Source organism: Escherichia sp. 10290 (genome assembly GCF_030295155.1).
Classification (GTDB): Bacteria; Pseudomonadota; Gammaproteobacteria; order Enterobacterales; family Enterobacteriaceae; genus Escherichia; species Escherichia coli_F.
Window position 1 is genome coordinate 3,005,874 of the sequence record NZ_AP025741.1, and the last position, 20,384, is coordinate 3,026,257.

Sequence of the window (20,384 nt, forward strand, 5' to 3'; positions counted from 1 at the left end):
TCCGTAGATTCACAGTTCGTAATGGTTCGCGTCAGATCGTTGACAGCCGCACTCCATGACGGGTAAAAAGTGGATAAAATAATTTTACCCACCGGATTTTTACCCATGCTCACCGTTAAGCAGATTGAAGCAGCAAAGCCGAAAGAAAAACCATACCGCCTACTCGATGGTAATGGCCTGTACCTTTATGTCCCTGTATCAGGGAAAAAGGTATGGCAGCTTCGCTACAAGATTGACGGTAAGGAGAAAATCCTGACCGTCGGAAAATATCCGCTTATGACTTTGCAGGAAGCAAGGGATAAGGCATGGACTGCGAGGAAAGACATCTCGGTTGGCATCGATCCGGTAAAGGCGAAAAAGGCTTCGTCTAACAACAATTCCTTTAGTGCGATTTACAAGGAATGGTACGAGCACAAGAAGCAAGTATGGTCAGTAGGGTATGCGACTGAACTTGCAAAAATGTTTGATGACGACATTTTACCTATCATCGGCGGCCTTGAAATTCAGGAGATTGAGCCGATGCAACTGCTGGAAGTAATCCGCAGATTTGAAGATCGCGGTGCAATGGAGCGAGCCAACAAAGCCCGCAGAAGATGCGGCGAGGTTTTCCGTTACGCTATTGTCACTGGTAGGGCTAAATATAACCCGGCACCTGACCTTGCTGACGCCATGAAGGGATACCGCAAGAAAAACTTCCCGTTTCTTCCTGCAGACCAGATCCCGGAATTTAACAAAGCACTGGCAACATTTTCAGGAAGCATCGTATCGCTCATTGCGACCAAAGTTTTACGCTACACAGCCCTCAGAACAAAAGAGCTTCGTTCCATGCTATGGAAGAACGTCGATTTTGAAAACAGGATTATCACCATCGACGCCAGTGTGATGAAGGGACGCAAAATTCATGTGGTTCCTATGTCAGACCAGGTGGTTGAACTTCTCACTACGCTAAGCTCAATCACCAAACCAGTCTCAGAGTTTGTTTTTGCCGGGCGCAACGATAAGAAGAAGCCAATCTGCGAGAACGCGGTATTGCTTGTGATCAAACAAATCGGCTATGAAGGTCTGGAAAGCGGTCACGGATTCAGGCATGAATTCAGCACGATTATGAACGAGAACGAATGGCCTGCTGATGCTATTGAAGTGCAACTGGCACATGCCAACGGCGGATCTGTGCGCGGGATTTACAACCATGCTCAGTATCTCGATAAGCGCAGAGAAATGATGCAGTGGTGGGCAGACTGGCTTGATGAAAAGGTGGAGTGATCCACCTTAACCACTATCGAAGAGCGCAAAGCCTTGCAATACAGTGCAAAGCTTTGTGTTTCTCATTTTTTTCTCACCAGAAACAGAGATAACCGCCCTATGTCTACTTAACGAACTAAATAACGTAGATAGTTCAAAATATATTAACCTATTTTTGTGTAGGTCCAATTAAAAGTGCTTGTGCCCTGGCTTGTAATGGTTACAATTCTCCCTGTTGCTGAAAAACTAAGAAATGCTGCTATTTTTAACGCAACAAGAATTAGCTTATCTCCATCATACATTGCCAGTTGTGTAGATGCGTAATTTTCTCCGCTTCCAGCCGCCCATACGCTAATAATGTAAGTACCTTGCGAATCTGGTATAGAGAAAAGTGTTGTCGGAGTATTTTCAGCCACAGCAGTAGAGCCTTTACTGGTAGAGAAGCATGATGTTTGCAATCCTTCCTTAGATGTTATTTGTGAATAACCACCTACGATAAGTCCTGTTTTTTTAGGGCAGTCATACCATGATACATCACCAGTACTTAGCGTACTTAAAACAGGAGTTCCTGTAGTGGTTGCTCTGAACCGGCTATTAAAGACACTTATTTTAGCTGTGTCAGTTGCATGTAGCATGATGGGATACCCAGACCCAGTATATGCAACTGTGTTGGTGTCAGATAAATCATCTTCTGATGACTCAATTTTAACATCGCTGCTACCTGACGCCCTGATGTAGGAAACTACACCAGCATCACTTGGCGCAACACTTCGCATGCTGTTCTGATGTGCAGTCAGGCCAGAAATGCCACCACTACTATTTTCGAAATGGAATAGTGCTGCCTCTCCATAACCATCTGTAGAGATGGTGTTACCCTCCGCATCAAAACCAATAATGTTAAAACTATGTGTGTTAAGAACATGAACGCCAGCCCCACCAAGCGAACCTGCGTTTAACGAAATATTTGATCCATCCATGGCACAGTTAATCATTGTAGCTGCAAAGACAGAACCAAACTGATATGGTGATATACATCCAGATGTATAACATCTTTCCATCAGAATGGTAGTGCCAGTTCCTTTTGTAAAACCATTATGGCAGTTTCTGGCCCACACATTCGTAAGTTTTGTCAAGTATGTGCCAGTCTGATCATTAAAGCATGACCATGCACCATGAACTGTACAGTTTTTAATTTCAGACATTTCCAAGCTTGTTGAATTTGGAATTGTCGAGTAGAAATTAAATGCAATTTTCCCACCATCATTTTCAGGATTCGTTGGTGTGGTTCCTGGATCATAGAAAATATAAAGACCATCAATAAAAATCTGAATCATTTTTGTCGATAGGGAATCACCTTGATCTAAAGCAAAGGCTGAAATATTACCAACAATAGACATAAATGATTGCGCTCTATTTATTGTATCAGTTCCCTCTCCAACAATCCTAACGGAGTTTTTCAGAAAAATAGTTGAATTATAGTAACCAGTTCCCTTTGGAATAAGCACTGTTTTCCCCGTGTTACATGCGGACTGAAGCGCAGCATAATCAACAGATTGAGATAGAGATGAAACAAATGGATATACCATCTGAGCGGCTGATAGTGTTGAAAATATCTCGCTTAAAGGGTGAAGCGTTCCGTCAATTGTAGCGCCAAAATCAATAACACTTATAGCCTGTGAATTTTTAATGTGCTGTGAAATAGAAGTAGCACCAGTGTACGGTTGTTTAACTGTAACTAATGCATCCCCCATTCCATCAGCATCGCTTTCTAACTGCTGCTTAAACTGATCAGGGTCATACTTCAGCACATTAGGAAAATAGAACTGCTGAGCACCGTACGCATCATAAACAGCCATAGAATGGCCTTGCACGGTTACAAACTTGGCAATCTGTCCGTTATATACCGGATAACCAGCAGCGTTAATGATGATTGGTTGCGAAACAGGAACGTGAGAGCCGTCTTCGTTCTCCACATAAACCTGAATCTGGTTTTCGGGATTTACCGGATCAGTGTCAATTTTACCGATATAAATTTTGCCATTGGCATTTGCTTTAAACGAGCGAGCTAAAGTAAATAACTGACTTGGTTGTGAAACAACAACGTTGTATAATTGTTCTGGCATAATAAACATTCCGGAGAAAATAATGAGTAAGAGACGTCACGAGGTAGTAACTCGGGAGCGCCTTATGGAATCTCGATTACAATAAAGAAACAGGAATTTTCACTTGGAAAAAGAAATTAAGCGCCAGAGGTGCTGTTGGGAAAGTTGCTGGCACAATTTCTTATGGATATAACGCAATTAATATTGATGGCGTAAGATATTTTGCACATAGACTTGCCTGGCTGTATGTATATGGCGAATGGCCCAAACAAGAGATTGACCACATTGATAGAAACAGAAGAAATAACGCAATCTCAAACCTTAGGGATGTCAGCAGAGTCGTAAATGCATTAAATGTCGGACCTCGAAATAGCAATGCTGGAATCAAGGGGGTAACTTTCTGTCAAGCCAGAAATCAATGGCAAGCTCAGATAAATGTCTCAGGTAAAAACATAACCCTTGGGAGATTCAACACTATTGATGAAGCGGCTATAGCTTATAAGGCAGCAAACATGGTTGCTGACCATCTGTTGAGTAGGTGATATTTGACATTTAATTTGCTCCAGATACAAGGAATCGCCGCAGCATGGCTACGGTGATTTTGGGCATAAAAAAACCCAGCCGAAGCTGGGTCGTTGCGTTGGTTATCTGTCAGTAGTTATGTACTGAAGGAGGTAATTCTTTATTCTTAAGTCTCATCCATGCGGAAAGATTCGTTGGTCCGTCTGGCTCATTAATATCAACATCTCGTGTGTGGTTTATTAAAACGTCTCTCGCCATTCCGATAACATACGAGAACTCATGACCGTAGTCGTAGCATCTGCCGGAATAGTTCGATTGAATTTGTTTTAGCGCCGGATACAGTTCGCGGAATAATGCCTGTGAACGGTTAGCATAATCCCATAGCCATACAAGGCTGTTTGCTTCTTTTGCAGAAAGCTCGTTTGCTTTCTTCTCTTGTTTGCCGATAAACTCGCCTTCAAGCACTACCCTGTGGATGTACTCTACGGCCAGCGGGATTTGTTCAATTGAAAGTTCATCAATGCTGTCAATACCAAAACGCTGATGAACCATATTGTATGCATCGTCATAGCGAAGTCCTTTCTTTCCTACCAGCATGTTTACTGCATCGCGTAGCGGTGTGCGTTCAGCTACTGAAGTTTTACCTCCAATAGCCTTCCTCTCTTGTGTGGCAGTAACCATTGCGTCATATGCACGGATAACCTTCAGCGCAAAGGCTGCGCTAATCCACATGGCGTAGGAGTAAACAAGCTCCTTGCACACGTAGGTTCCACCATATCGACCTTTCTTAGAAAGGACGGGATTCTTATTCTGCATATCCGCAGAATTAAAAATTTCATTAATCAATTCAATAGTTTCATTTCTACGCATGAAGAAAGCTGGCTGATGTTTTTCCTCCTTCCCAGACGCTACATGAAGGTCATTAAGCGAGTAACGCCCCTCTGAATCCATATGAATCTTGACGTCAGAAATGATGATGCTATTAGTGCAATTTACAGTTGACTTTGCTAAGCTTGACATATCAATAATACCTCGTAAGTTTTGTTGATACCGAAGCCCTGACTGTTCCAGCAGTTGGGGCTTCACTGTTTTGATTTCTTTGCCGCATCCAAGCGAATCACACCGTTATCCCCTCTCTCCTCAGGCTGTCCAGCACCCGTTTAATTACTTCTGCGCTGAATGAGCGACACTCTTCCTTTGCTTTTTCTTCAAGAATTTTTTCTAGCTTCTCTGGCATACGCAGTGTTTTTACCTTCATTGCATCCTCCGTTGTATGTGGTACGCATACATAGTATTTAGGTACGCATTGATAGTCAATAGATACCTACATATCCTGTGGTAAAAAATTATTCAGGATGCGCCGATGTCTGATCGTAAGTACAAAAACCCTCAAGTGAATCTGAGGCTTCCTGTAGAGATAAAGGAACGTCTTATTGAACTGGCTGAGGCTAATTCTCGTTCATTAAATGCTGAGATGGTCGCGGCACTTGAAGCGTGGACCGAAAAAAATAAACACATTCAAGCACTAGATCTTGCAACTATAGCATCACGATTGATAGATCTTGAACGCGATGTTGAAACGCTAAAGACCATGTATGGTAAGGATGAAAAATGAGTGACGATTCAGGATACTCAGACGATCAACTGCGAGAGGGTGAATATCGCAAGGCGCTATCGTCTATAACTACAAAGGTTCTCGACTCTTTCTTGAGAGCTAAAGGTGTTCCAGACGAATGCCCAATGTGCGGGCAGTCTGAAATGGTTGTCCCTCAAGTTCAATTTGTAAATCAGGATAATGGAAAAGACATCATGGGTAGGCATGCCCATTATGGTGAATATATAAAAAGCGAAGATGAATCATTCAACCCAATAAATTACTCTTATCATGTAATTTGCAAGCATTGCGGATACATTATGCAGTACAACACAGGTGTTGTGTTAAGCTGGTATCTAAGGGAGAAAAACAGCAATGTCTAAGTTGAAGTTGGCTTACGATGCTGACAATCCTTTTCCGAATAGCGAATTTGCCCCCATCGGAATTGAAGACTCAGAAGAACCAGCACATGGAGGTGGCAATGGAGGAGGATCAGATATGAACAGTAGAATGACCCGCATCGAAACGATTGCCGCCAACCAAGAAAAGCTAATATCAGAAACTAGAAAAGAGTTGATTGGCATCCGTGGCGACATGCACGGAATGGAGCGTCGCCTAGCAGATAAGATGGACGAGAATCAGAAGTGGCTTATCGCCCTCATGATATCTGCAATCCTTGCTCCGCTGTTTATTGCCTTGGTTACCAAATAGCTACTAACTAAGGAGATTTGTGTGTATACAACAGTTATCGTGATAGCTATCGCACTCATTGTGGTTCAGTACCAACTGGCATCTTTAAAGCAAAAGATATCTGACCTCAAGACTGAGAACGAATTACTTAAAAAGTCAATAAAAGATGAGAAGAGCAAACTATCATTCGCTGTGTCTGATATTGAGCAATCCATTGAAATCATTGTCAATGATATTGACAGATTAAAAAAAGAAGATATTCATGAAATCAATGACAACATCAAGGATTTGAAAGCTTGGCTTGGGAATGTAGGGCAAATCGCCACATCAACACGAGATAAGCTCAATCCATCCATGGATGATTGATTACTCCTGTGCCATTCCGCTTAGCGATGCCACAATACCAGCCCTCGCTAAGCGCTGAAACTCTTCGTTTCCGACTGCATCACGTATCGCTTTTACGGCGGCCTTATTTGCTATAAATCTGCGTTCCGCCGCCGCTAATGCTTCTTTGCTTCCGCCTGCTCTTACTGCTTTGGTGGCTTCCTGAACAGCTTTCTCTATCGCATATCGGCCACTACGTGTGGTGGCAATTTTAGATACAGCGCCTTTTAACCCAGCGCCAACTAAAGCACCCGCGGCAGCGCCTGCAATGCCCCCTCCAGCGCCACCAACAATGGCACCTGATGTTGAGTTGGCAATTGCATTTAACACTGTTGATGTGACGTTGGATAAACCAGCATCCAGATCGCGTAGTACATTGGCAGTTCTCCCTGTTCTTTCAATATACTGCTGAGGCTTCACCGCTGCTCTTGCAAGAGTGCCATATGCATCAGCAATTCTTCCAAGTTCTGAGGAATATCTGCTAATGGCTTTTACATTTTGTGGTGTAAGTATCCCTGCGATATGGTTAATTCCTGCTGCATCAGATTTGCCACCACGTACACCATGCGAGATAGCATCCTGCAACATTGATGATATAGCAGGAACACGCTCTGATTCTGGCAGCGCGCGGATCATAGAATGGAATCCAGCAGGACCATTAAGACCTTTAGCTGACGATGATTGAAGAGATTTTACTCCATTCGTAATCAGTGCATCTGTTGCCAAATCACGCCCAAAAACAGACTCTGCACTCTCTTGTGCGGATAGCCTCGCTTTAGACAGATCATTAGCTTTTTGCCAGTCATCAAAAAATCCGCCGTTTTCCGCCATTGTGCGCATATCATCAGTAATTGCCCGACGTATTTCCCCTGCTCTCCTTGCCGCATTTGCCTCTCCGCTACGCTTATATTTTTGCTCAGCATCAGCAAATTTCGCTCTCCATGCTTTCATGCCATCAAATGTTACTCCACCTTGATTGTTTGCCTGAACAAACTGTTTCATTTCAGGAGTAAGCGGTATGCCAGCAGATCGCTCTGCCTGAATAACGGCATTACCATTTAGCATTCTTGCTTTTTGATTTGGCATTGTTGACCGCACGTCATCCCATGCCGCGCGCTCAGCATCCTTCATCTGATCAAGATTTTGAAGAATCCTTTGTTTTATAGCCGCACTTTTTTCTGATGCCGTTCCAGATGCGGCCCCAAATTCATCAAGGTTTCGACTTAACTTTGATGATATTTCGTTAAATGCTGCCTGATGGGCATCCTGAACAATACCTGGTGTTGATGCCAATGCGCCTTCGGCTTGTGCAATTCCACGACTTCCAGATCGCATTCCTGGTGTTAATGCGTTTATATCAATTCCAGCAGACTCAGCCGCTTTTGCTACATCTTCGGACACATTAGCGGCCTGACTGGCAATTGACTGACGCCCAGCACCTGACTTTGCCATCCTGGAAACATCATTAGCAGAATTCAGTGCTGCACCACCAAGAGCCTGTGAAACCCTTGGTGCAATAACGCGCCCGACACCTGAAAGAACGCCTTGAGAACCAATATTGATACCACCGTTAATGGCAGCATTTTGTGCAAAGTCGCCCTCTTGATTTGCAGCATCAGCAAGAGAACCTGCAATCATGTTTCCTGCGGAACCGATATCTCCAGCAAGCTTTGCTGGCGCTCCAGCAGCTTTTGCCGCTGTGCCAATTGGCAGGAGATACCCACCAATTGTTTCACCGGCTTGCGCGTAAGGGTCTGTCGGTCGATCGACAGGGCGATAAACATCATCCAAAACCTTTGGGCCACCAAGCCCCTGGCTGATTGCATTAATCAGACTTGCGCCGCCCTGCAATACGTCAAATGGTATGTTTACCAGACCACGACCAGCCTGCTCTGCAATTTGCCCTGCACTTTGACCACCTGTGAGCCAATCGCCAGCTTGTTGCATCAATGATGGTTCTTCACGTGCTGGTGCATTATTGGCCTGATTAACTGTTTGTTGCTGAACAGCCTGACCAGCAAAATACTCATCAATGGCGGCTCCAATATCTTCCGTGCTCGTACCATCAGGGAAGGTAAATGTCTTACCGTTTGCAGTTACTTTCATCATTCCACCGTAAATTGAATGCCTGATTTTGAGGTATATGATCCGGATTGACTCTGCTGCTGTTGGGTATTTGTCGGTTGTTGGTTATTGCTCTGTTGTTGTGTAGGCTGCTGAATATCTTCATACAGCTTGGCTTTTCTGGATTGCAATTGCTTAGTTAGTCCGCTGGGGAGAGAATCTCCATAAGTTGAAAGATAATCATCCATTTGCTGATTAAACTTTTCGCCTTCAGTATTTGCCATCAGTTTTGATGTGTTGATTAAGTCTTGGACTTGCTCATTATTCAGCATCTTGCCGTTAGATAATTGGCTAACATAGTTACCAAGTGTGCCGAATATTCCATCAGTGCGTTTTACCTGCACTTGCTCACCTTCGCGTACCACAGATTGCGGATCCAGCGATTTCATATAGTTGAAAATCATTCCCAACTGCGCGGCTGGAGTGTTGCGCTTCCCAAGGGCTTGTAGGTTGTCAGAAGCACTGCGCATTGCAGAATAATTCTTTGAGAACCCATTAATATCACTATTCAGATCTCGAACAAGTTTTGGGTCAATCTTTCCGCTTTCCTGTTGTTTCATCCCTAATTCCTGCAACTTCAGGGCGACGTTATCATTATGCATTTGTGCCCGCTGAGCCCTGTCTAGTTGAGCGTTTTGGATATTTGCCCATCCTCTCGCGTTCTCCATGTCAGCCTGACGGATGCTTTCATCCAATCGCCCTTTCTCAAGTTGGCGACCAGCCATCTTGTCCTGAACATTGAAGTAATCAATCGGACCAAGAGCAGCCATTCCAAGGTGATCAACAAACTCACCAAATCCTGAAGGATTCTGCTGATACATCTGAGCAACGTTATTAGGGTCAACACCGACGCGAGTCAGTTCCTTGGCGTTGTTTTGCAGCCATGATTGCATTGCTTCTGGAGACGATGACGCAAGGCGTGCGCCAGCCGCTAAGGTGCCGATAGAATTACGCTGGTCTTCATCAATGAATCCCATGCCTTTACGAACGGATTCAATCTGGTCTGGATATTGAGTAGCCAACTGACGCAAAGCACCGCGATCACCAGAAGCATAAGCATTAGCGTATGCCTGCTGAAATTCTTTCTGCCGCTGAGCCTGCTTTTCCTGCTGAAACACCCCTGCAATACCTGAAAGACCTTGCAAAGCAGTCAGCCCAACATTGTTAGCGCCTGAACGCTCAATATCATTGTTCTGCCTGATAAGCTGAAGCGTATTGCCGATGTCATTTACGCTCGGAGCGTTTGAGTTGACGCCGCCGATACCAGCTAACAATCCGCCATTTGATCCTTGCCAAGTAGCCATGATTACCCCTTAAAACAACGAGCTAAGCAATCCAATACCAGCACCAATGCCAGCGCCCCAAGGTGTTGATGTTCCCAAAAGGCTGGCAAGACCTGCACCGGCAATCGCACCAGACGTGCCACCGCTAATTGCAGTCTGAAGACTTGATGGTTTATTGGCATTAGCAGCGGCAAGAGCTGCGCTTTGCTGTGCAATGCTGCTCATGTTGTTGGCGTACGTCTGCCCGGCGTTTGCCTGACCTTGCAGCGCACCAAGCCCAACGTTTGCCAGATTGTTGTAATTGCTCATCTGATTTGATAACCAAGACTGACCGAGTGTCGGCGCGATCGTAGCCAGTTGATTGCTTGTGGCTGTCGAACCAAGTCCACCCGTCGCCTCCGCAGCAGCAAGACTCTGGTAACGCGCCTGCCCTGCAAGGTCTTTATACTGCTGAGAGTTGTAATACTGATTAAGTGCCTGCCCCTGACCTTCTAAACTGGAAAGGTTCTGAAGCTGGTTAACATACTGCTCCGCAAGAGGCGTGAACGGAGCAAGGTTTTTCATGATCGTCTGCCACTGCTGATTTTGCAGATCTGCAGCATACTTCTGAGCTTCTGCTGCATACTTTGCGCTTTTATCAGAACTGCCACCTTTCCCGCCTTTTTCAGGGCAATAAGGTTCCTCGCCGCGCAGTTTTCTGCCCAGCTTAAATGCATATAACATGGCTATCTCCCGTGATTCAGGAAGTCGATTAGTTCTTCGCGTGTGGCGCTGTAAAAAGTCACGTCATCCACGCCTTTAAAGTATTTCTTGATGGTTCCGACACGCTTAAGGCCAATCATTGCGCAGTACATCTGACCGTGGCGGAATTTGCGTGCAGCGAACGATGTTACGCACTGAACGGTGGTGTTAGTCAGAATGTATCTCCAGAACGCCAGCCCGATTTCCTTGCTGAAGCCGCGAATCTCTGGCAGGTACATGGCGTGGCAATCGAATGTCAGCGGCTGAATCTCCTGATAGTAAACAATGCCGCCAAACTGACCGTGCACGTTAACCTCAAAGTAACGGCATTCAGGCTTGTAGTCGTATCCATCACCGTTGTTGCTTCCGGCAATAATGTCAGGGTGATTTCCGACTGCTTCGATCAGGTCGATGTTTCGCGTTGGTTTGAACTGAATCATCACTGCTCCGCGATTATCTTGATGGTTGTGGCAGTAAACGCCGCACCATTCGACTGAATGGTTAACGTACTGCCATTTGTGGCAAGAAATCCGTCTTTATCCACGCTGAAGAACGTAGCTAACAAGATGTTATCGGTTGTTGTCGCCGAGTTGCGACTGCTTACCAGTGTGTCAGGAACAGAACCGGAAAAGGTTAGCTGCATTGACCTGTTGGCTGTTCCGCTGGGCCACGTCCCGACAATCGACAGCTTGAAGAACAGGGTTTTGTTCTCGTTGAACACAACCATCTTGTTGTTAACGGTGTCGAAGAATGGCGCCAACGCGCCGGATGACGGCGTGAGCGTTTTCAGCAGGCTAACAAGGTTGGTCGGCGCTGTCGGGATGGTTACAGATACGCCAGAGTAAACAACCTCTGACTTTTTGCGAGTAGTGGCATACTCCAGAGCATCGATGCGCGTTTCATGGTCTGAAACCTGCGATTCCAGCGACTGAACTCTGGTATCAAGCGACGCAATATCGCTTTCATTCTGAGCTATTCGTGTTTCATGTTCCTGAAGAGTTGATTCTGCCTGGCTGATTCGCTCCTCATGATTAACAAGCGTTGCTTCCGCAGCAGAAATTCGCTGCTCATGGTCAGCGAGAATCACATCCTGCTCATCGTTCCTGACCTGTGCATCATAAGCGCCCTGTCCGGCCTCGTTGGCCTTGTTAGCCACGTTACCAACATCAGTGCCCTGTGCGATAACGTAAAGCAGATACGACTGCGAGAAGATATTGCGTGGAAGGACTGATGTGTCGAGCCGCGTAGCCTGGATGATTACCGGCACATTGAGATTCGAATCCGCCATTACTCAATCCTTATCTGGCAGCCAGACAGAGTGACAGGTGACTTCGTGATAACGCGCAATTTGAAGCCGACATTTTTCCTGATGCGCCCTACTCGCTTCCACAAAACGCGTTTGTCGTAAACGAACGGTTCATTCTGCTCAATCATCTGCTCACGCCCGTAATTGATGCCGTCAGTGGTTGCAGAGAGAAAAAGGCGGTCAGCATAATGCGCAACGCCAGTTGACGATTCAACCTCAAGGTCGAACACTCTGGCGTTATCCGCTTTGAACAGTGGAGTAAACAGCAGGTGTTCCTGTTGCTTGTCGTACTGGCTGCTGATGTCGAATTGCAATTTCCCGGTCACGGACTCCAGCTTATCGCCACACGTTATCTGATTGCCTTCGTAAATGAAGTCGATAGCGCGGTACACATCGTCATACAGGCCTGTTTTCAGCACACACCATTGCGGACCATTGGCACTTGAAGATGCGTCGTACACGAGGACGTGGCGCGGCAGGTGAATAATCAGCAACTCATGAGCATCAAACCGCAACGATTCCATCACGCCATCAGCCAGTTCATCAGCAGTGTAGGAGCGTAGTATTTTCTCAATGCTCGCGCTGGCGATTGGTGACACCTGACCGGAGCCGATGATGTACACAGACGGCGCACCTGTTGCCGGATTGCTGATGAACGCATAGGAATCAGCAAACGGCGTTTTGCAGTAAGTTCCGGCGATGCCTTTTTGCACCATCAGCGATGGCTGCGCGACATACAAAGCAGCACCAACGGTGGTTGCACCAGTCAGGGAGAAATATTCAATCGTTGATGAACCAAAGCATACGATGAAGTCTCGCCATGTTCCGATGCCGATGATGCCGTCAGGCTGCGATTCTGCGCGATATTGTGCGCTGTAGCGGTCAGGGTGCGATTCGTCTTCAGGGTCAGTGATAAACCATGAATCAGTACCGTCTTTTGACCACGCATAACGCCCGCGTAAGCGCGTAATGTCGCGGACGGACCCTAACTCATACTGCGTGAATCCGCTGTCCGCAGGCCAGTTTGAGACGGTTTTAACCGTGCCATCATAGCGATACTCGACCAGTTGCCCGTTAACGCCTACCGCCTGTGATGTTCGACCATGCGCCATTGATACGCGACCACTTCCGGCAACATCACCGACCTCACTTTCTCCTTTGTACAGCTTCCCACCACACACGCGATAAACAGCACTCTGCGCCATGTTGTACTCGACGCCTCGCGATACGCCGTTCACATCAGAACGTTTGGCAATGCCCGGGAATGAGCGAAGATATCCGCTGCTGTTCAGGATTTCTTTGGGTGTAGCCAACATATTCACTGGCAGATAGTCGATATAGTCGGCGTTTCGAAAGTCTTTGCCGACACCTTTCATAAGTGGAAGTTGCTGAATCGGCATTTATTCACCTCACGTACTCGGATCATCTTTCTCGATGTAAAACCGATTCCACGTAAACGCGCTTTTGTTACCACTACCGCGAGGCATGTCATTTCGTCGCTCAAGTGGTGGTATTTTGGTTAAAGCGATACAGATTGTCTGATATGCACTGTCAGCAGCGGTCAGGAGAGCATCCGACGGCTGAATGACGTTATCCATGCACACCTGCACAGCGAGCTTCAAAGCGACGCCATCATTTGCCCATGCAGGGATACCTGAATCATCGTCAGGTAACGGCATGATGCCGTTTTCTGTATCAGCAAACTGATATCCAAGCTCGATACCTTTCGCCTGCCATGCTGCCATCATGTCTTCGAGGTCATTAATGGCATCTTCAATTGCCTGAGGGTCGGCATCTGTCAACGTGGCATTGGAATACAGCCCGGCTTTTCGTAAAGCCTTAAGAACGAGATCACCCTTCGTTTTCGCCATCTTCTTCCGCCTTAGCCACTTTTTGCTTCGTTGCGGTTTCTTCAGGAGTTTTTACCCAGCCTTTTTTCAGGTGAGATTTAACTTCTTCGTCATCAACAATGATGTAATCGACAGCAAACTGACCACAGGTGATCATGTTGCCAGGCTTATAGAGCATTGTTCGTGCCATTGTCTTCTCCCAATAAAAATGGGGCCGAAGCCCCACCAAAATTACTGCCCGGCAATAACGATGCCCGTATATTCAGGAACAAGTACAGAGCAACCGTACAGAGTGGTGAAACGAGCAGTGGTTACGCCTTTGATGTGGTCGAAGGCGTAAGACATGATCAGCGTAGCGCCCTGCTCGGTGGTTGCTGTCATTACCTGTGGACCCTGACCAGTCGGGAACGCCAGTTTGCCGTACATCAGTTCAACAGAACCATCAGCCCAGAACAGGTTAGCCGGTGCGGCATTTTTGTTGAGAATGGTGATTGCTGCAGTTTCTGCCGGCTTGGCATCGACGTTTGCATATGGACGGCTCGCAACATCGGCATTTCCAACAGGGAGAATCTTTGGAGAGATTGTTACGGTGGTTCCTGCTGTGTCTACTGCCAGAACGCGGAATACCTGCGGCTGCCCGGTGGTATCTTTGGTGATCTGGTGTACGGAATTCACACCTGCGATGGTAAACGCATCGCCAACCTGCAAGCCTTTAGCAGATACCGTAATGGTCCCCTGTCGGTTATCAACAGGCATGCCATTTGAATCTTTCGCTTCAACCTTGTGTTCAGGTTGATTTGATACTGTCAAGGTTTCAGTGCTTCCTGCCGGTAATCGACCGGAAATATCGGTCTTGTAGCTATCAAAGGAAGCAACCGGAGGGATCTGCGCTTTTTCGTATGCTGTCAGGGTTGCGCCCTGAGCGTAGGCACGGTGACCAAGCTCGCCAGCAAGGTCTTTGTAGTTGAAGGGGTTCCAGAAAGAGCGACGGTTGATACCCTGAGGTACACCAATCGCCGTCATGGTGGCATCAATATCTGCCGCACCATTCCACAAGGCAAGGCCCCGTGAGCCATTTTCTGAGGCAGGAATTGCGACCACGTTAGTAGCACGCTGCGTGACCATGGAAATCAGGTCAGAGTCAATCTGTGCAGCAAGGCGCATACCTGCGGCTCGACCAGCTTCAGTTTTATGTTCCGGGTCACGCATTTCACGCGCATCCAGAGTGTACAGAATGTTTTTCGGCTCCTTGAACACAGAAGGAACAAGGCGCTGAACCAGTGCTGTTGGCGTTTTGCTGCTGAGATCGAGGCCTTCCTCAATGTTCATGTGGTAATGCTGCGGACGATACAGAACATCACCTGCTCTCTGCATTGCGGTATCACCGGGACGGAATTTTTTAGCGTTACGGGAAACTACGCAGGCGGCCTCAAAGCCTTCAACGTAGTTTTCGAACATGATTTCAAGGTCTTTTGCTAATTGGTTAGCCATGCTTAATGCTCCGATAGGTTATTTTTTTGCCTTTTTAGCGGCGAAATACGGCGTCCAGTCACCAGTTTCCAGCGCCTTGGCTTTCAGTTTGTCGAGGTTATTGATTACTGCGCCGTTGCTCCCCTTGACTGTCGGGGTTGTGGCTGCCGTGGTTTTTGCTTTTGGCATGATTCTGGCCTTCGATTCGATACGTTCCAGCAGACGACCAATTGCTACGGGGTTGGTAGCTTCTGCCAGTTGCTTGCGCAGTTCAGCGTTGCGACCGAGTGCCAGAACAACGATTTCCGGCTTCTCTGACTCAAACAGGATCGCGTTTTGTGTCTCGATGGGGATTTCCTCGAGTACGGCCTGCTCAGCTTCCTGATAGCCAGGAACTTTGAGAGCCTTAACACGTTGCTGATATTTGGATAATCGCTCTTGATAGGCAGCCTGAATCTCCTGCTCCTTTTGCTTGCGAGCCATCTCCTGTTGCTGGTACTTGCCGTTATCCTCTGCCCACTTAGCCATGCGTTGCTGGTAGATTTCTTCATCGAAACCGATGTCCTCATCGTCCAGTTTTGGCATTCGCGGTGGTTGAGTGATTACCGGCTGCTGCTCGACGGGTTTCTGAGACTGACGCATCAGCTCTTTCAGCTCGCGGTCTTTCTCTTTAATCGTCTTGCGCAGGTGTTTTACCAGTCCATGCTCTGCGCCATCTTCGCTGGTTGGCGAATCCAGCTTTTCGTCACCAAAGTAGAATTCCTGTTCTGATTCGTCGTCATCAGTTTCAGTAGCTTCCTCTGCATCATTGCCGGAGGACTCACTGCCATCTTCTGTTTCGACTTCTTCAGCCCGTTCGACATCATCAGGAATCTGCTCTGACGCGTCGGTTTCGATTTCAACTTCTGGTGTGTTTTCTGCCATCTGGTCCATTTGTTACCCCTGTTTACTCGATGTTCAGCCCATCGGAAGGCAATAGGGTGCCAGGCCTCATAAAGACAGCCATTGCACGTTATGGGTTAATTACTGCTGTGGTTGTTGCTGAGTTGATTTTTGCAGGATGCTGCTGATGTCCATGCGCTGCGCATGTCCCTGTGCCTGACTTTTCAGGACAAGCTCTGCATCAGCACGGGCATTGTCTCCTTGCTGTTGCTGGAACTGTCCGAGCAGTTTCAGAGCCTCGCGGATATCAGATTTCTGCTGGCTATCGGCAGATGCGAGGATTTTCACAACGTTTGCCGCTGCAACCTGAGCATCAGTCTGTGCCTGGAATGCTTTAACCTGAATGGCTGCCTGTTCGTTCTGCGCTTTCTGCAATTCAGCCTGACCAGCAAGAAGCTGACCTTGCGCTGCAACCATAGCCGGATCTGGCTGACTGGCCTGTTGTTGTTTCGCCTGTTCAACCATCTGCTGTTCTTCAGGCGTTCTCGGCTTGATAACGCCAGACAGAAGCAACTGATTGCGGTTGTATTCTTTCAGGTCGTCCATCCCTTCGCCGTCCATATTGTCGAGAATCATCGACGATACAAGGTCATGCTTCGGCGTTCCTGGCGGGATAAGTGCCAGCATGGAAAGTAACGACTTAACCGTTGCATCACGGCGAGTAGCGAACGACTGACCGACATCGACAGTCACTTCATAGTTACCCTGCGAAAGGTCGTTAAGCGCGATAACCTGCCCTGTCTGACGGTCAACCACTTCACCAGTCATCAGCGCCACGTCATCGCTGCCATCCTCATTAACGATGCGCATTGGCGTATCGCTGCCATAGACTTCACGAGCCATAGAAAGCCACACGACGCCAGCACGGCGCATGGATTTAGCCATGTTGTCCATGTAGATATAGGACTGCGTGTCCATCCGGTTAAAGATGCTATCAACGGTATCGGTAGCGACGTTGCTCGGCATGTTCTCAAGCTGCGACGCACCTGTAATTTGCTGAATAGCCGTTCCGGTGTACTGCAATAGCCCGGCAAGAGCAGGAGGCATTTGTGTCGGAGGTGTCCAGCCAGCAACCTGAGCCTCTGAAATGACCGTTCCGTTTTTGTCCTTCTTGCTGGTCATGGGAAGAACTGCAGGTCTTTTCTTATTCCTCTCTGCCCAGTAATTCATTAATGGACCGGGAATGAAATCAACATCCACGATAGGAATGCCATCACCGCCAGCCTGAGTAGCGTTATCTGCAATCATGGAAACCATCAGGTTCTCAAGACGCTGTGCATCCATCGCTTTTGCAGCGTGGCCTTCGATTCGCTCCTGATTATCAACAAATGAGCGACGCCCATATACCGGGATGAGAGGAATATGTTCGCCAGGAATACGCTTCGGTTCTTCCAGCCATTCAGCGCCAGACAGAAGGCCGCAATAAACGCGGCGTTTCTTCACTGTCCGCTCGCCAATCAGTTCGAATGCGCCATCGGTCAGTTCGTCAACAATATCTTTGATTTGCTCTTCATCATAGATTGCCGTTTCTCCGCTAACAGGGTTGCGCCACGCCGTGAGCTTCACCTTCTCTATGCGAACTTCGTAGTAGCGTCCAACATAGATGGCATCGGGCGTTGACCAGTCATATTGAGTGCCAGTGTCATCACGAGAAAGGCTTGCCGCGATGGAATCAGGGTATTCAGCCTCGAACGCTTTAGGCGTCATGGAGAACATTTCCATAGCCCACATAGCATCAGAGCGGTCATATTGCTTGCTGTCCTGATCGAAGAAGACGCATGTCGCTGGGTCGTAAACAGGAAGAAGACTGATGCGTCGCTGCTCGTTACTCGGATCCATTTCATCTTCGTAATCGGCACACATGCGGAAACAACCGAATCCGCCCGTTACAGCATCATCAAATGCGTTATCACACGCTTCGCCACCGGATGTTTCCTGATAGTCAGCGCGGAATTTGCCGTTCATCTTTTCGGCTAACGCTTCCGATGCCTTATCGTCCTTCGGCCTGAATTTAACGCTGATGCGATTCTGTCGATACTCGCCAATGATGCGATCACATTCACGGGCAATCTTATTCAGTTCAAAACGCGGATAATGCTCGAACCTGCCTTCATCAAATGAGTAACCAGCGTTTGTGCTGCCTTCCCACTGTGCGCCGGATACCCGGACGAAACGTTGAGCCTCAATAATCTGCTCACGCATATCCTGCGTTGCTGACCAGGCATTATCAAAGTTGCACAGCACCTTGCGATGCCAGTCAGTCATCTTTTTTTCTGCCATATCAACCTACACCACAAGGAATTGAGTAACTGGAATAGTCGGGTTGCGCAGCCGACTCCGGGCAATGCATACACATCATCAGCGCATCAGCCAGGTTAGGAGATGGGATACCGAGCTTCTGCTTCATTTCGACCTTAGTCATAAGTTCCAGCTTCCCGTTGTTATTGAATTTGCGCTGAATCTGCGTAAGTTCTGCAAACAGCTTCTCCAGCATCTTCTCGCCTATCGCTTCTTTGTCGAAACTCAGCATGTCGTCGGGGTCTGCATACTCACCGTGAACAACCGCCCGATATGTCAGATACAGTCTGTCAGCCAGCGCGTAATAGAATTGCGCTCGCTTATTGCGGAATACATCGCCAATAGTGCGAACGTTGTCACCCTGTACGACTTCATCAGCCCATGCTCCGGCCTGATACGGCGCATCTTCATCGAATGGCGATTCGCTACCCTTGAACATCGTGGCGGTGATTTTCTTGCCGGAGAACGCTTCCGTTGTCTGTCTGCGTAGCCCCGCACCGACGCCATCACCATCCCACAGGTAATGGTCAGCGCCGTCTTCAATCGCCAGCGAAGTAGCCCAGTCAGCACCCTCGTTGATGTCCATCAGCAGGCCTTCGGCAATGCGCTTAACTACCGAACCGTGACGCGATGCATAACCTTTAGCATCTGGCCCTGTATCTGATGGGTCATGCGCAGAAACAACCGCGCCTTTCGCTTTCCATCCGAGTTTCTTGTGCGCATCGGTTGCAGCTTCAAGCCATTCTCGTTTGATGATTGCCATATCACTTGCGCTCACTGGCTCACCAAGCCAGATGTGACGATACAGTGTCGGATTTCTGCGTTTGCACTCTTCCATCTCCAGACGGAGAACTTCAGGAAAGTGCGGATTGTCGGTGTAGTTCACCGTCAGCAGACAAATATCATCGGGAGGATTTACGACGAATCGCTGATAGGTATCGTCGAGGATGTTCTTCGGGTTAAAGCTCACCCATATTTCAGAGAACGGCTTACGGATGGTTGGGATCAGGATATCCCATGATTCCTTCGTTACCGCTTCCGCTTCTTCCACCCAGCAGATATCAATGCCTTCGAGCGATTTAATCTTCGTCGGGTTGTTTTTGATGCCGTAGAACATGAATTCAGCATTCGTTCCGAGATGACGAATCATGGAACGCTGAATTTCAAACTCGGCCGAATACCCTTCCCGCTCTATGGTGTCTTCAAGCAACCGGATTACCGAATCGCTGATACTGTTTTGCAGTTCACGAGCGCAGAGAATACGCACAGGCTGCCGACGCGCCGCTTCAACAAGCAGCCTCGCAATTGCCCATGACTTACCGCTACCTCGACCGCCTTTGGCAACTTTGTAGCGATGCGCCTCAATGAACGGTTCAAAGATAGGATTAATCGAGGTCATTTTCCGAATAGAGTACTCATCGGTGATGTTTCAATCTGGATTGCGCCGCCGTCTTTGCCTGTTAGCTCGTGATCAACCTTGTCGCGCCATTTATCCTTCTGTCGGTTCTTAAGCCAGAAAATGGCAGCGGTTGTATCAGGCGGGTAATACTTCTCAAGCGGAGTTTCGACAATTCTGTTTTCAATAACACGAATATCGATATCTGGAGCCACGAAGCCCATAGCGCGTTGATAAAGACGATCACTAACTTCTGCATCAGCGACGGCCTTACCCTTTTTTATGGACTCCGAAAACTTAGGATAATCAAGCTTCCACTTGTTAATAGTTGACTCACTGACTTCAAAGAAATCAGCAAGTTCTGCGTCTGTATAGCCCAGCAAGCACAGTTTGCGTGCCTGTTCGGCGTACGCCTCTTGATACTTTGTTGGGCGCGCCAT

Annotated in this window: 22 protein-coding genes; 6 read left to right on the forward strand and 16 right to left on the reverse strand. The window is 47.6% G+C overall.

Features of this window, described 5'->3' with window-relative positions; all coding sequences use genetic code 11:
- Positions 1–105 precede the first annotated feature (105 nt).
- The gene (gene intS, locus QUE74_RS15125) at positions 106–1,263 is read left to right on the forward strand and encodes a prophage integrase IntS (RefSeq protein WP_100733875.1); all 1,158 of its coding nucleotides are present in this window, start codon (positions 106–108) and stop codon (positions 1,261–1,263) included.
- 143 nt (positions 1,264–1,406) lie between these two features.
- On the opposite strand, the gene QUE74_RS15130 is transcribed toward intS, so the two are convergent.
- A complete protein-coding gene (locus tag QUE74_RS15130) occupies positions 1,407–3,365 on the reverse strand; it encodes a phage head-binding domain-containing protein (protein WP_286331500.1) in 1,959 nt (652 codons plus the stop codon).
- Between the two features lie 182 nt (positions 3,366–3,547).
- Here QUE74_RS15130 and QUE74_RS29480 point away from each other — a divergent pair, with 182 nt between their 5' ends.
- Complete coding sequence (locus QUE74_RS29480) at positions 3,548–3,886, forward strand: HNH endonuclease signature motif containing protein (protein ID WP_353511490.1); 339 nt, start codon at positions 3,548–3,550, stop codon at positions 3,884–3,886.
- Positions 3,887–3,995: 109 nt separating this feature from the next.
- Here the strand turns inward: QUE74_RS29480 and QUE74_RS15135 are convergent, their stop codons facing one another.
- Both QUE74_RS15135 and QUE74_RS15140 read right to left on the reverse strand, forming a co-directional pair.
- The gene (locus QUE74_RS15135) at positions 3,996–4,886 is read right to left on the reverse strand and encodes a P22AR C-terminal domain-containing protein (protein ID WP_286332234.1); all 891 of its coding nucleotides are present in this window, start codon (positions 4,884–4,886) and stop codon (positions 3,996–3,998) included.
- 97 nt (positions 4,887–4,983) lie between these two features.
- Positions 4,984–5,124, reverse strand: coding sequence for an Arc family DNA-binding protein (locus tag QUE74_RS15140; protein WP_000865491.1), 141 nt, complete (start codon positions 5,122–5,124; stop codon positions 4,984–4,986).
- 105 nt (positions 5,125–5,229) lie between these two features.
- Here QUE74_RS15140 and QUE74_RS15145 point away from each other — a divergent pair, with 105 nt between their 5' ends.
- From QUE74_RS15145 to QUE74_RS15160, 4 genes are read left to right on the forward strand one after another with little or no spacing between them, the layout of a single operon-like run.
- A complete protein-coding gene (locus tag QUE74_RS15145) occupies positions 5,230–5,481 on the forward strand; it encodes an Arc family DNA-binding protein (RefSeq protein WP_021533962.1) in 252 nt (83 codons plus the stop codon).
- Positions 5,478–5,843 carry a hypothetical protein gene (locus tag QUE74_RS15150; protein ID WP_286331502.1) on the forward strand — a complete coding sequence of 122 codons (366 nt, stop codon included), beginning with the start codon at positions 5,478–5,480 and terminating at the stop codon, positions 5,841–5,843. Before QUE74_RS15145 ends, QUE74_RS15150 begins: the two co-directional genes overlap by 4 nt.
- A complete protein-coding gene (locus QUE74_RS15155) occupies positions 5,836–6,171 on the forward strand; it encodes a hypothetical protein (RefSeq protein WP_021533960.1) in 336 nt (111 codons plus the stop codon). The genes QUE74_RS15150 and QUE74_RS15155 overlap by 8 nt, the downstream gene beginning before the upstream one ends.
- A gap of 21 nt (positions 6,172–6,192) precedes the next feature.
- Positions 6,193–6,516, forward strand: a complete 324-nt coding sequence (locus QUE74_RS15160) for a hypothetical protein (protein ID WP_097418056.1) — start codon at positions 6,193–6,195, stop codon at positions 6,514–6,516.
- Here the strand turns inward: QUE74_RS15160 and QUE74_RS15165 are convergent, their stop codons facing one another.
- The 13 genes from QUE74_RS15165 to QUE74_RS15225 all read right to left on the reverse strand — a co-directional run bounded on the left by QUE74_RS15165 (position 6,517) and on the right by QUE74_RS15225 (position 20,384).
- On the reverse strand, positions 6,517–8,640 hold the full coding sequence (locus QUE74_RS15165) for a P22-gp16 family phage DNA ejection protein (RefSeq protein WP_286332236.1): 2,124 nt from the start codon (positions 8,638–8,640) through the stop codon (positions 6,517–6,519). It lies immediately after the preceding gene.
- Entirely contained in the window at positions 8,640–9,962 is a 1,323-nt protein-coding gene (locus tag QUE74_RS15170) for a phage DNA ejection protein (RefSeq protein ID WP_286331504.1), read from the reverse strand. The genes QUE74_RS15165 and QUE74_RS15170 overlap by 1 nt, the downstream gene beginning before the upstream one ends.
- Positions 9,963–9,971: 9 nt before the next feature.
- The gene (locus QUE74_RS15175) at positions 9,972–10,664 is read right to left on the reverse strand and encodes a P22-gp17 family phage DNA ejection protein (protein WP_000964883.1); all 693 of its coding nucleotides are present in this window, start codon (positions 10,662–10,664) and stop codon (positions 9,972–9,974) included.
- A gap of 2 nt (positions 10,665–10,666) precedes the next feature.
- On the reverse strand, positions 10,667–11,122 hold the full coding sequence (locus QUE74_RS15180; RefSeq protein WP_000614039.1) for a DUF2824 family protein: 456 nt from the start codon (positions 11,120–11,122) through the stop codon (positions 10,667–10,669).
- Entirely contained in the window at positions 11,122–11,970 is an 849-nt protein-coding gene (locus QUE74_RS15185) for a tail needle knob protein (protein ID WP_167784486.1), read from the reverse strand. The genes QUE74_RS15180 and QUE74_RS15185 overlap by 1 nt, the downstream gene beginning before the upstream one ends.
- Positions 11,970–13,388, reverse strand: coding sequence for a packaged DNA stabilization protein gp10 (locus QUE74_RS15190; protein WP_286331508.1), 1,419 nt, complete (start codon positions 13,386–13,388; stop codon positions 11,970–11,972). Before QUE74_RS15190 ends, QUE74_RS15185 begins: the two co-directional genes overlap by 1 nt.
- 9 nt (positions 13,389–13,397) lie before the next feature.
- On the reverse strand, positions 13,398–13,859 hold the full coding sequence (locus QUE74_RS15195; protein ID WP_001140510.1) for a packaged DNA stabilization gp4 family protein: 462 nt from the start codon (positions 13,857–13,859) through the stop codon (positions 13,398–13,400).
- Positions 13,840–14,028, reverse strand: a complete 189-nt coding sequence (locus QUE74_RS15200; RefSeq protein WP_001389518.1) for a hypothetical protein — start codon at positions 14,026–14,028, stop codon at positions 13,840–13,842. The genes QUE74_RS15195 and QUE74_RS15200 overlap by 20 nt, the downstream gene beginning before the upstream one ends.
- A gap of 41 nt (positions 14,029–14,069) precedes the next feature.
- Complete coding sequence (locus QUE74_RS15205) at positions 14,070–15,329, reverse strand: P22 phage major capsid protein family protein (protein WP_033558930.1); 1,260 nt, start codon at positions 15,327–15,329, stop codon at positions 14,070–14,072.
- Positions 15,330–15,347: 18 nt separating this feature from the next.
- Positions 15,348–16,241: a scaffolding protein gene (locus tag QUE74_RS15210; RefSeq protein ID WP_086251806.1), complete on the reverse strand. Its 894-nt coding sequence runs from the start codon at positions 16,239–16,241 to the stop codon at positions 15,348–15,350.
- 90 nt (positions 16,242–16,331) lie between these two features.
- Positions 16,332–18,530: a portal protein gene (locus QUE74_RS15215; protein ID WP_021514407.1), complete on the reverse strand. Its 2,199-nt coding sequence runs from the start codon at positions 18,528–18,530 to the stop codon at positions 16,332–16,334.
- Between the two features lies 1 nt (position 18,531).
- Positions 18,532–19,947 carry a PBSX family phage terminase large subunit gene (locus QUE74_RS15220; protein ID WP_000200766.1) on the reverse strand — a complete coding sequence of 472 codons (1,416 nt, stop codon included), beginning with the start codon at positions 19,945–19,947 and terminating at the stop codon, positions 18,532–18,534.
- Positions 19,944–20,384, reverse strand: coding sequence for a hypothetical protein (locus QUE74_RS15225; protein WP_000113732.1), 441 nt, complete (start codon positions 20,382–20,384; stop codon positions 19,944–19,946). The genes QUE74_RS15220 and QUE74_RS15225 overlap by 4 nt, the downstream gene beginning before the upstream one ends.

Bases quoted from the DNA above. Each gene is read 5' to 3' on its own strand.
- QUE74_RS15165 (WP_286332236.1), bottom strand. From the start codon at position 8,640: ATGAAAGTAACTGCAAACGGTAAGACATTTACCTTCCCTGATGGTACG.
- QUE74_RS15215 (WP_021514407.1), bottom strand. From the start codon at position 18,530: ATGGCAGAAAAAAAGATGACTGACTGGCATCGCAAGGTGCTGTGCAAC.
- QUE74_RS15145 (WP_021533962.1), top strand. From the start codon at position 5,230: ATGTCTGATCGTAAGTACAAAAACCCTCAAGTGAATCTGAGGCTTCCT.
- QUE74_RS15180 (WP_000614039.1), bottom strand. From the start codon at position 11,122: ATGATTCAGTTCAAACCAACGCGAAACATCGACCTGATCGAAGCAGTC.
- QUE74_RS15175 (WP_000964883.1), bottom strand. From the start codon at position 10,664: ATGTTATATGCATTTAAGCTGGGCAGAAAACTGCGCGGCGAGGAACCT.
- QUE74_RS15210 (WP_086251806.1), bottom strand. From the start codon at position 16,241: ATGGACCAGATGGCAGAAAACACACCAGAAGTTGAAATCGAAACCGAC.
- QUE74_RS15205 (WP_033558930.1), bottom strand. From the start codon at position 15,329: ATGGCTAACCAATTAGCAAAAGACCTTGAAATCATGTTCGAAAACTAC.
- QUE74_RS15225 (WP_000113732.1), bottom strand. From the start codon at position 20,384: ATGGCGCGCCCAACAAAGTATCAAGAGGCGTACGCCGAACAGGCACGC.
- QUE74_RS15185 (WP_167784486.1), bottom strand. From the start codon at position 11,970: ATGGCGGATTCGAATCTCAATGTGCCGGTAATCATCCAGGCTACGCGG.
- QUE74_RS15140 (WP_000865491.1), bottom strand. From the start codon at position 5,124: ATGAAGGTAAAAACACTGCGTATGCCAGAGAAGCTAGAAAAAATTCTT.
- QUE74_RS15190 (WP_286331508.1), bottom strand. From the start codon at position 13,388: ATGCCGATTCAGCAACTTCCACTTATGAAAGGTGTCGGCAAAGACTTT.
- QUE74_RS15155 (WP_021533960.1), top strand. From the start codon at position 5,836: ATGTCTAAGTTGAAGTTGGCTTACGATGCTGACAATCCTTTTCCGAAT.
- QUE74_RS15170 (WP_286331504.1), bottom strand. From the start codon at position 9,962: ATGGCTACTTGGCAAGGATCAAATGGCGGATTGTTAGCTGGTATCGGC.
- QUE74_RS15150 (WP_286331502.1), top strand. From the start codon at position 5,478: ATGAGTGACGATTCAGGATACTCAGACGATCAACTGCGAGAGGGTGAA.
- QUE74_RS15220 (WP_000200766.1), bottom strand. From the start codon at position 19,947: ATGACCTCGATTAATCCTATCTTTGAACCGTTCATTGAGGCGCATCGC.
- intS (WP_100733875.1), top strand. From the start codon at position 106: ATGCTCACCGTTAAGCAGATTGAAGCAGCAAAGCCGAAAGAAAAACCA.
- QUE74_RS15135 (WP_286332234.1), bottom strand. From the start codon at position 4,886: ATGTCAAGCTTAGCAAAGTCAACTGTAAATTGCACTAATAGCATCATC.
- QUE74_RS15200 (WP_001389518.1), bottom strand. From the start codon at position 14,028: ATGGCACGAACAATGCTCTATAAGCCTGGCAACATGATCACCTGTGGT.
- QUE74_RS15195 (WP_001140510.1), bottom strand. From the start codon at position 13,859: ATGGCGAAAACGAAGGGTGATCTCGTTCTTAAGGCTTTACGAAAAGCC.
- QUE74_RS15130 (WP_286331500.1), bottom strand. From the start codon at position 3,365: ATGCCAGAACAATTATACAACGTTGTTGTTTCACAACCAAGTCAGTTA.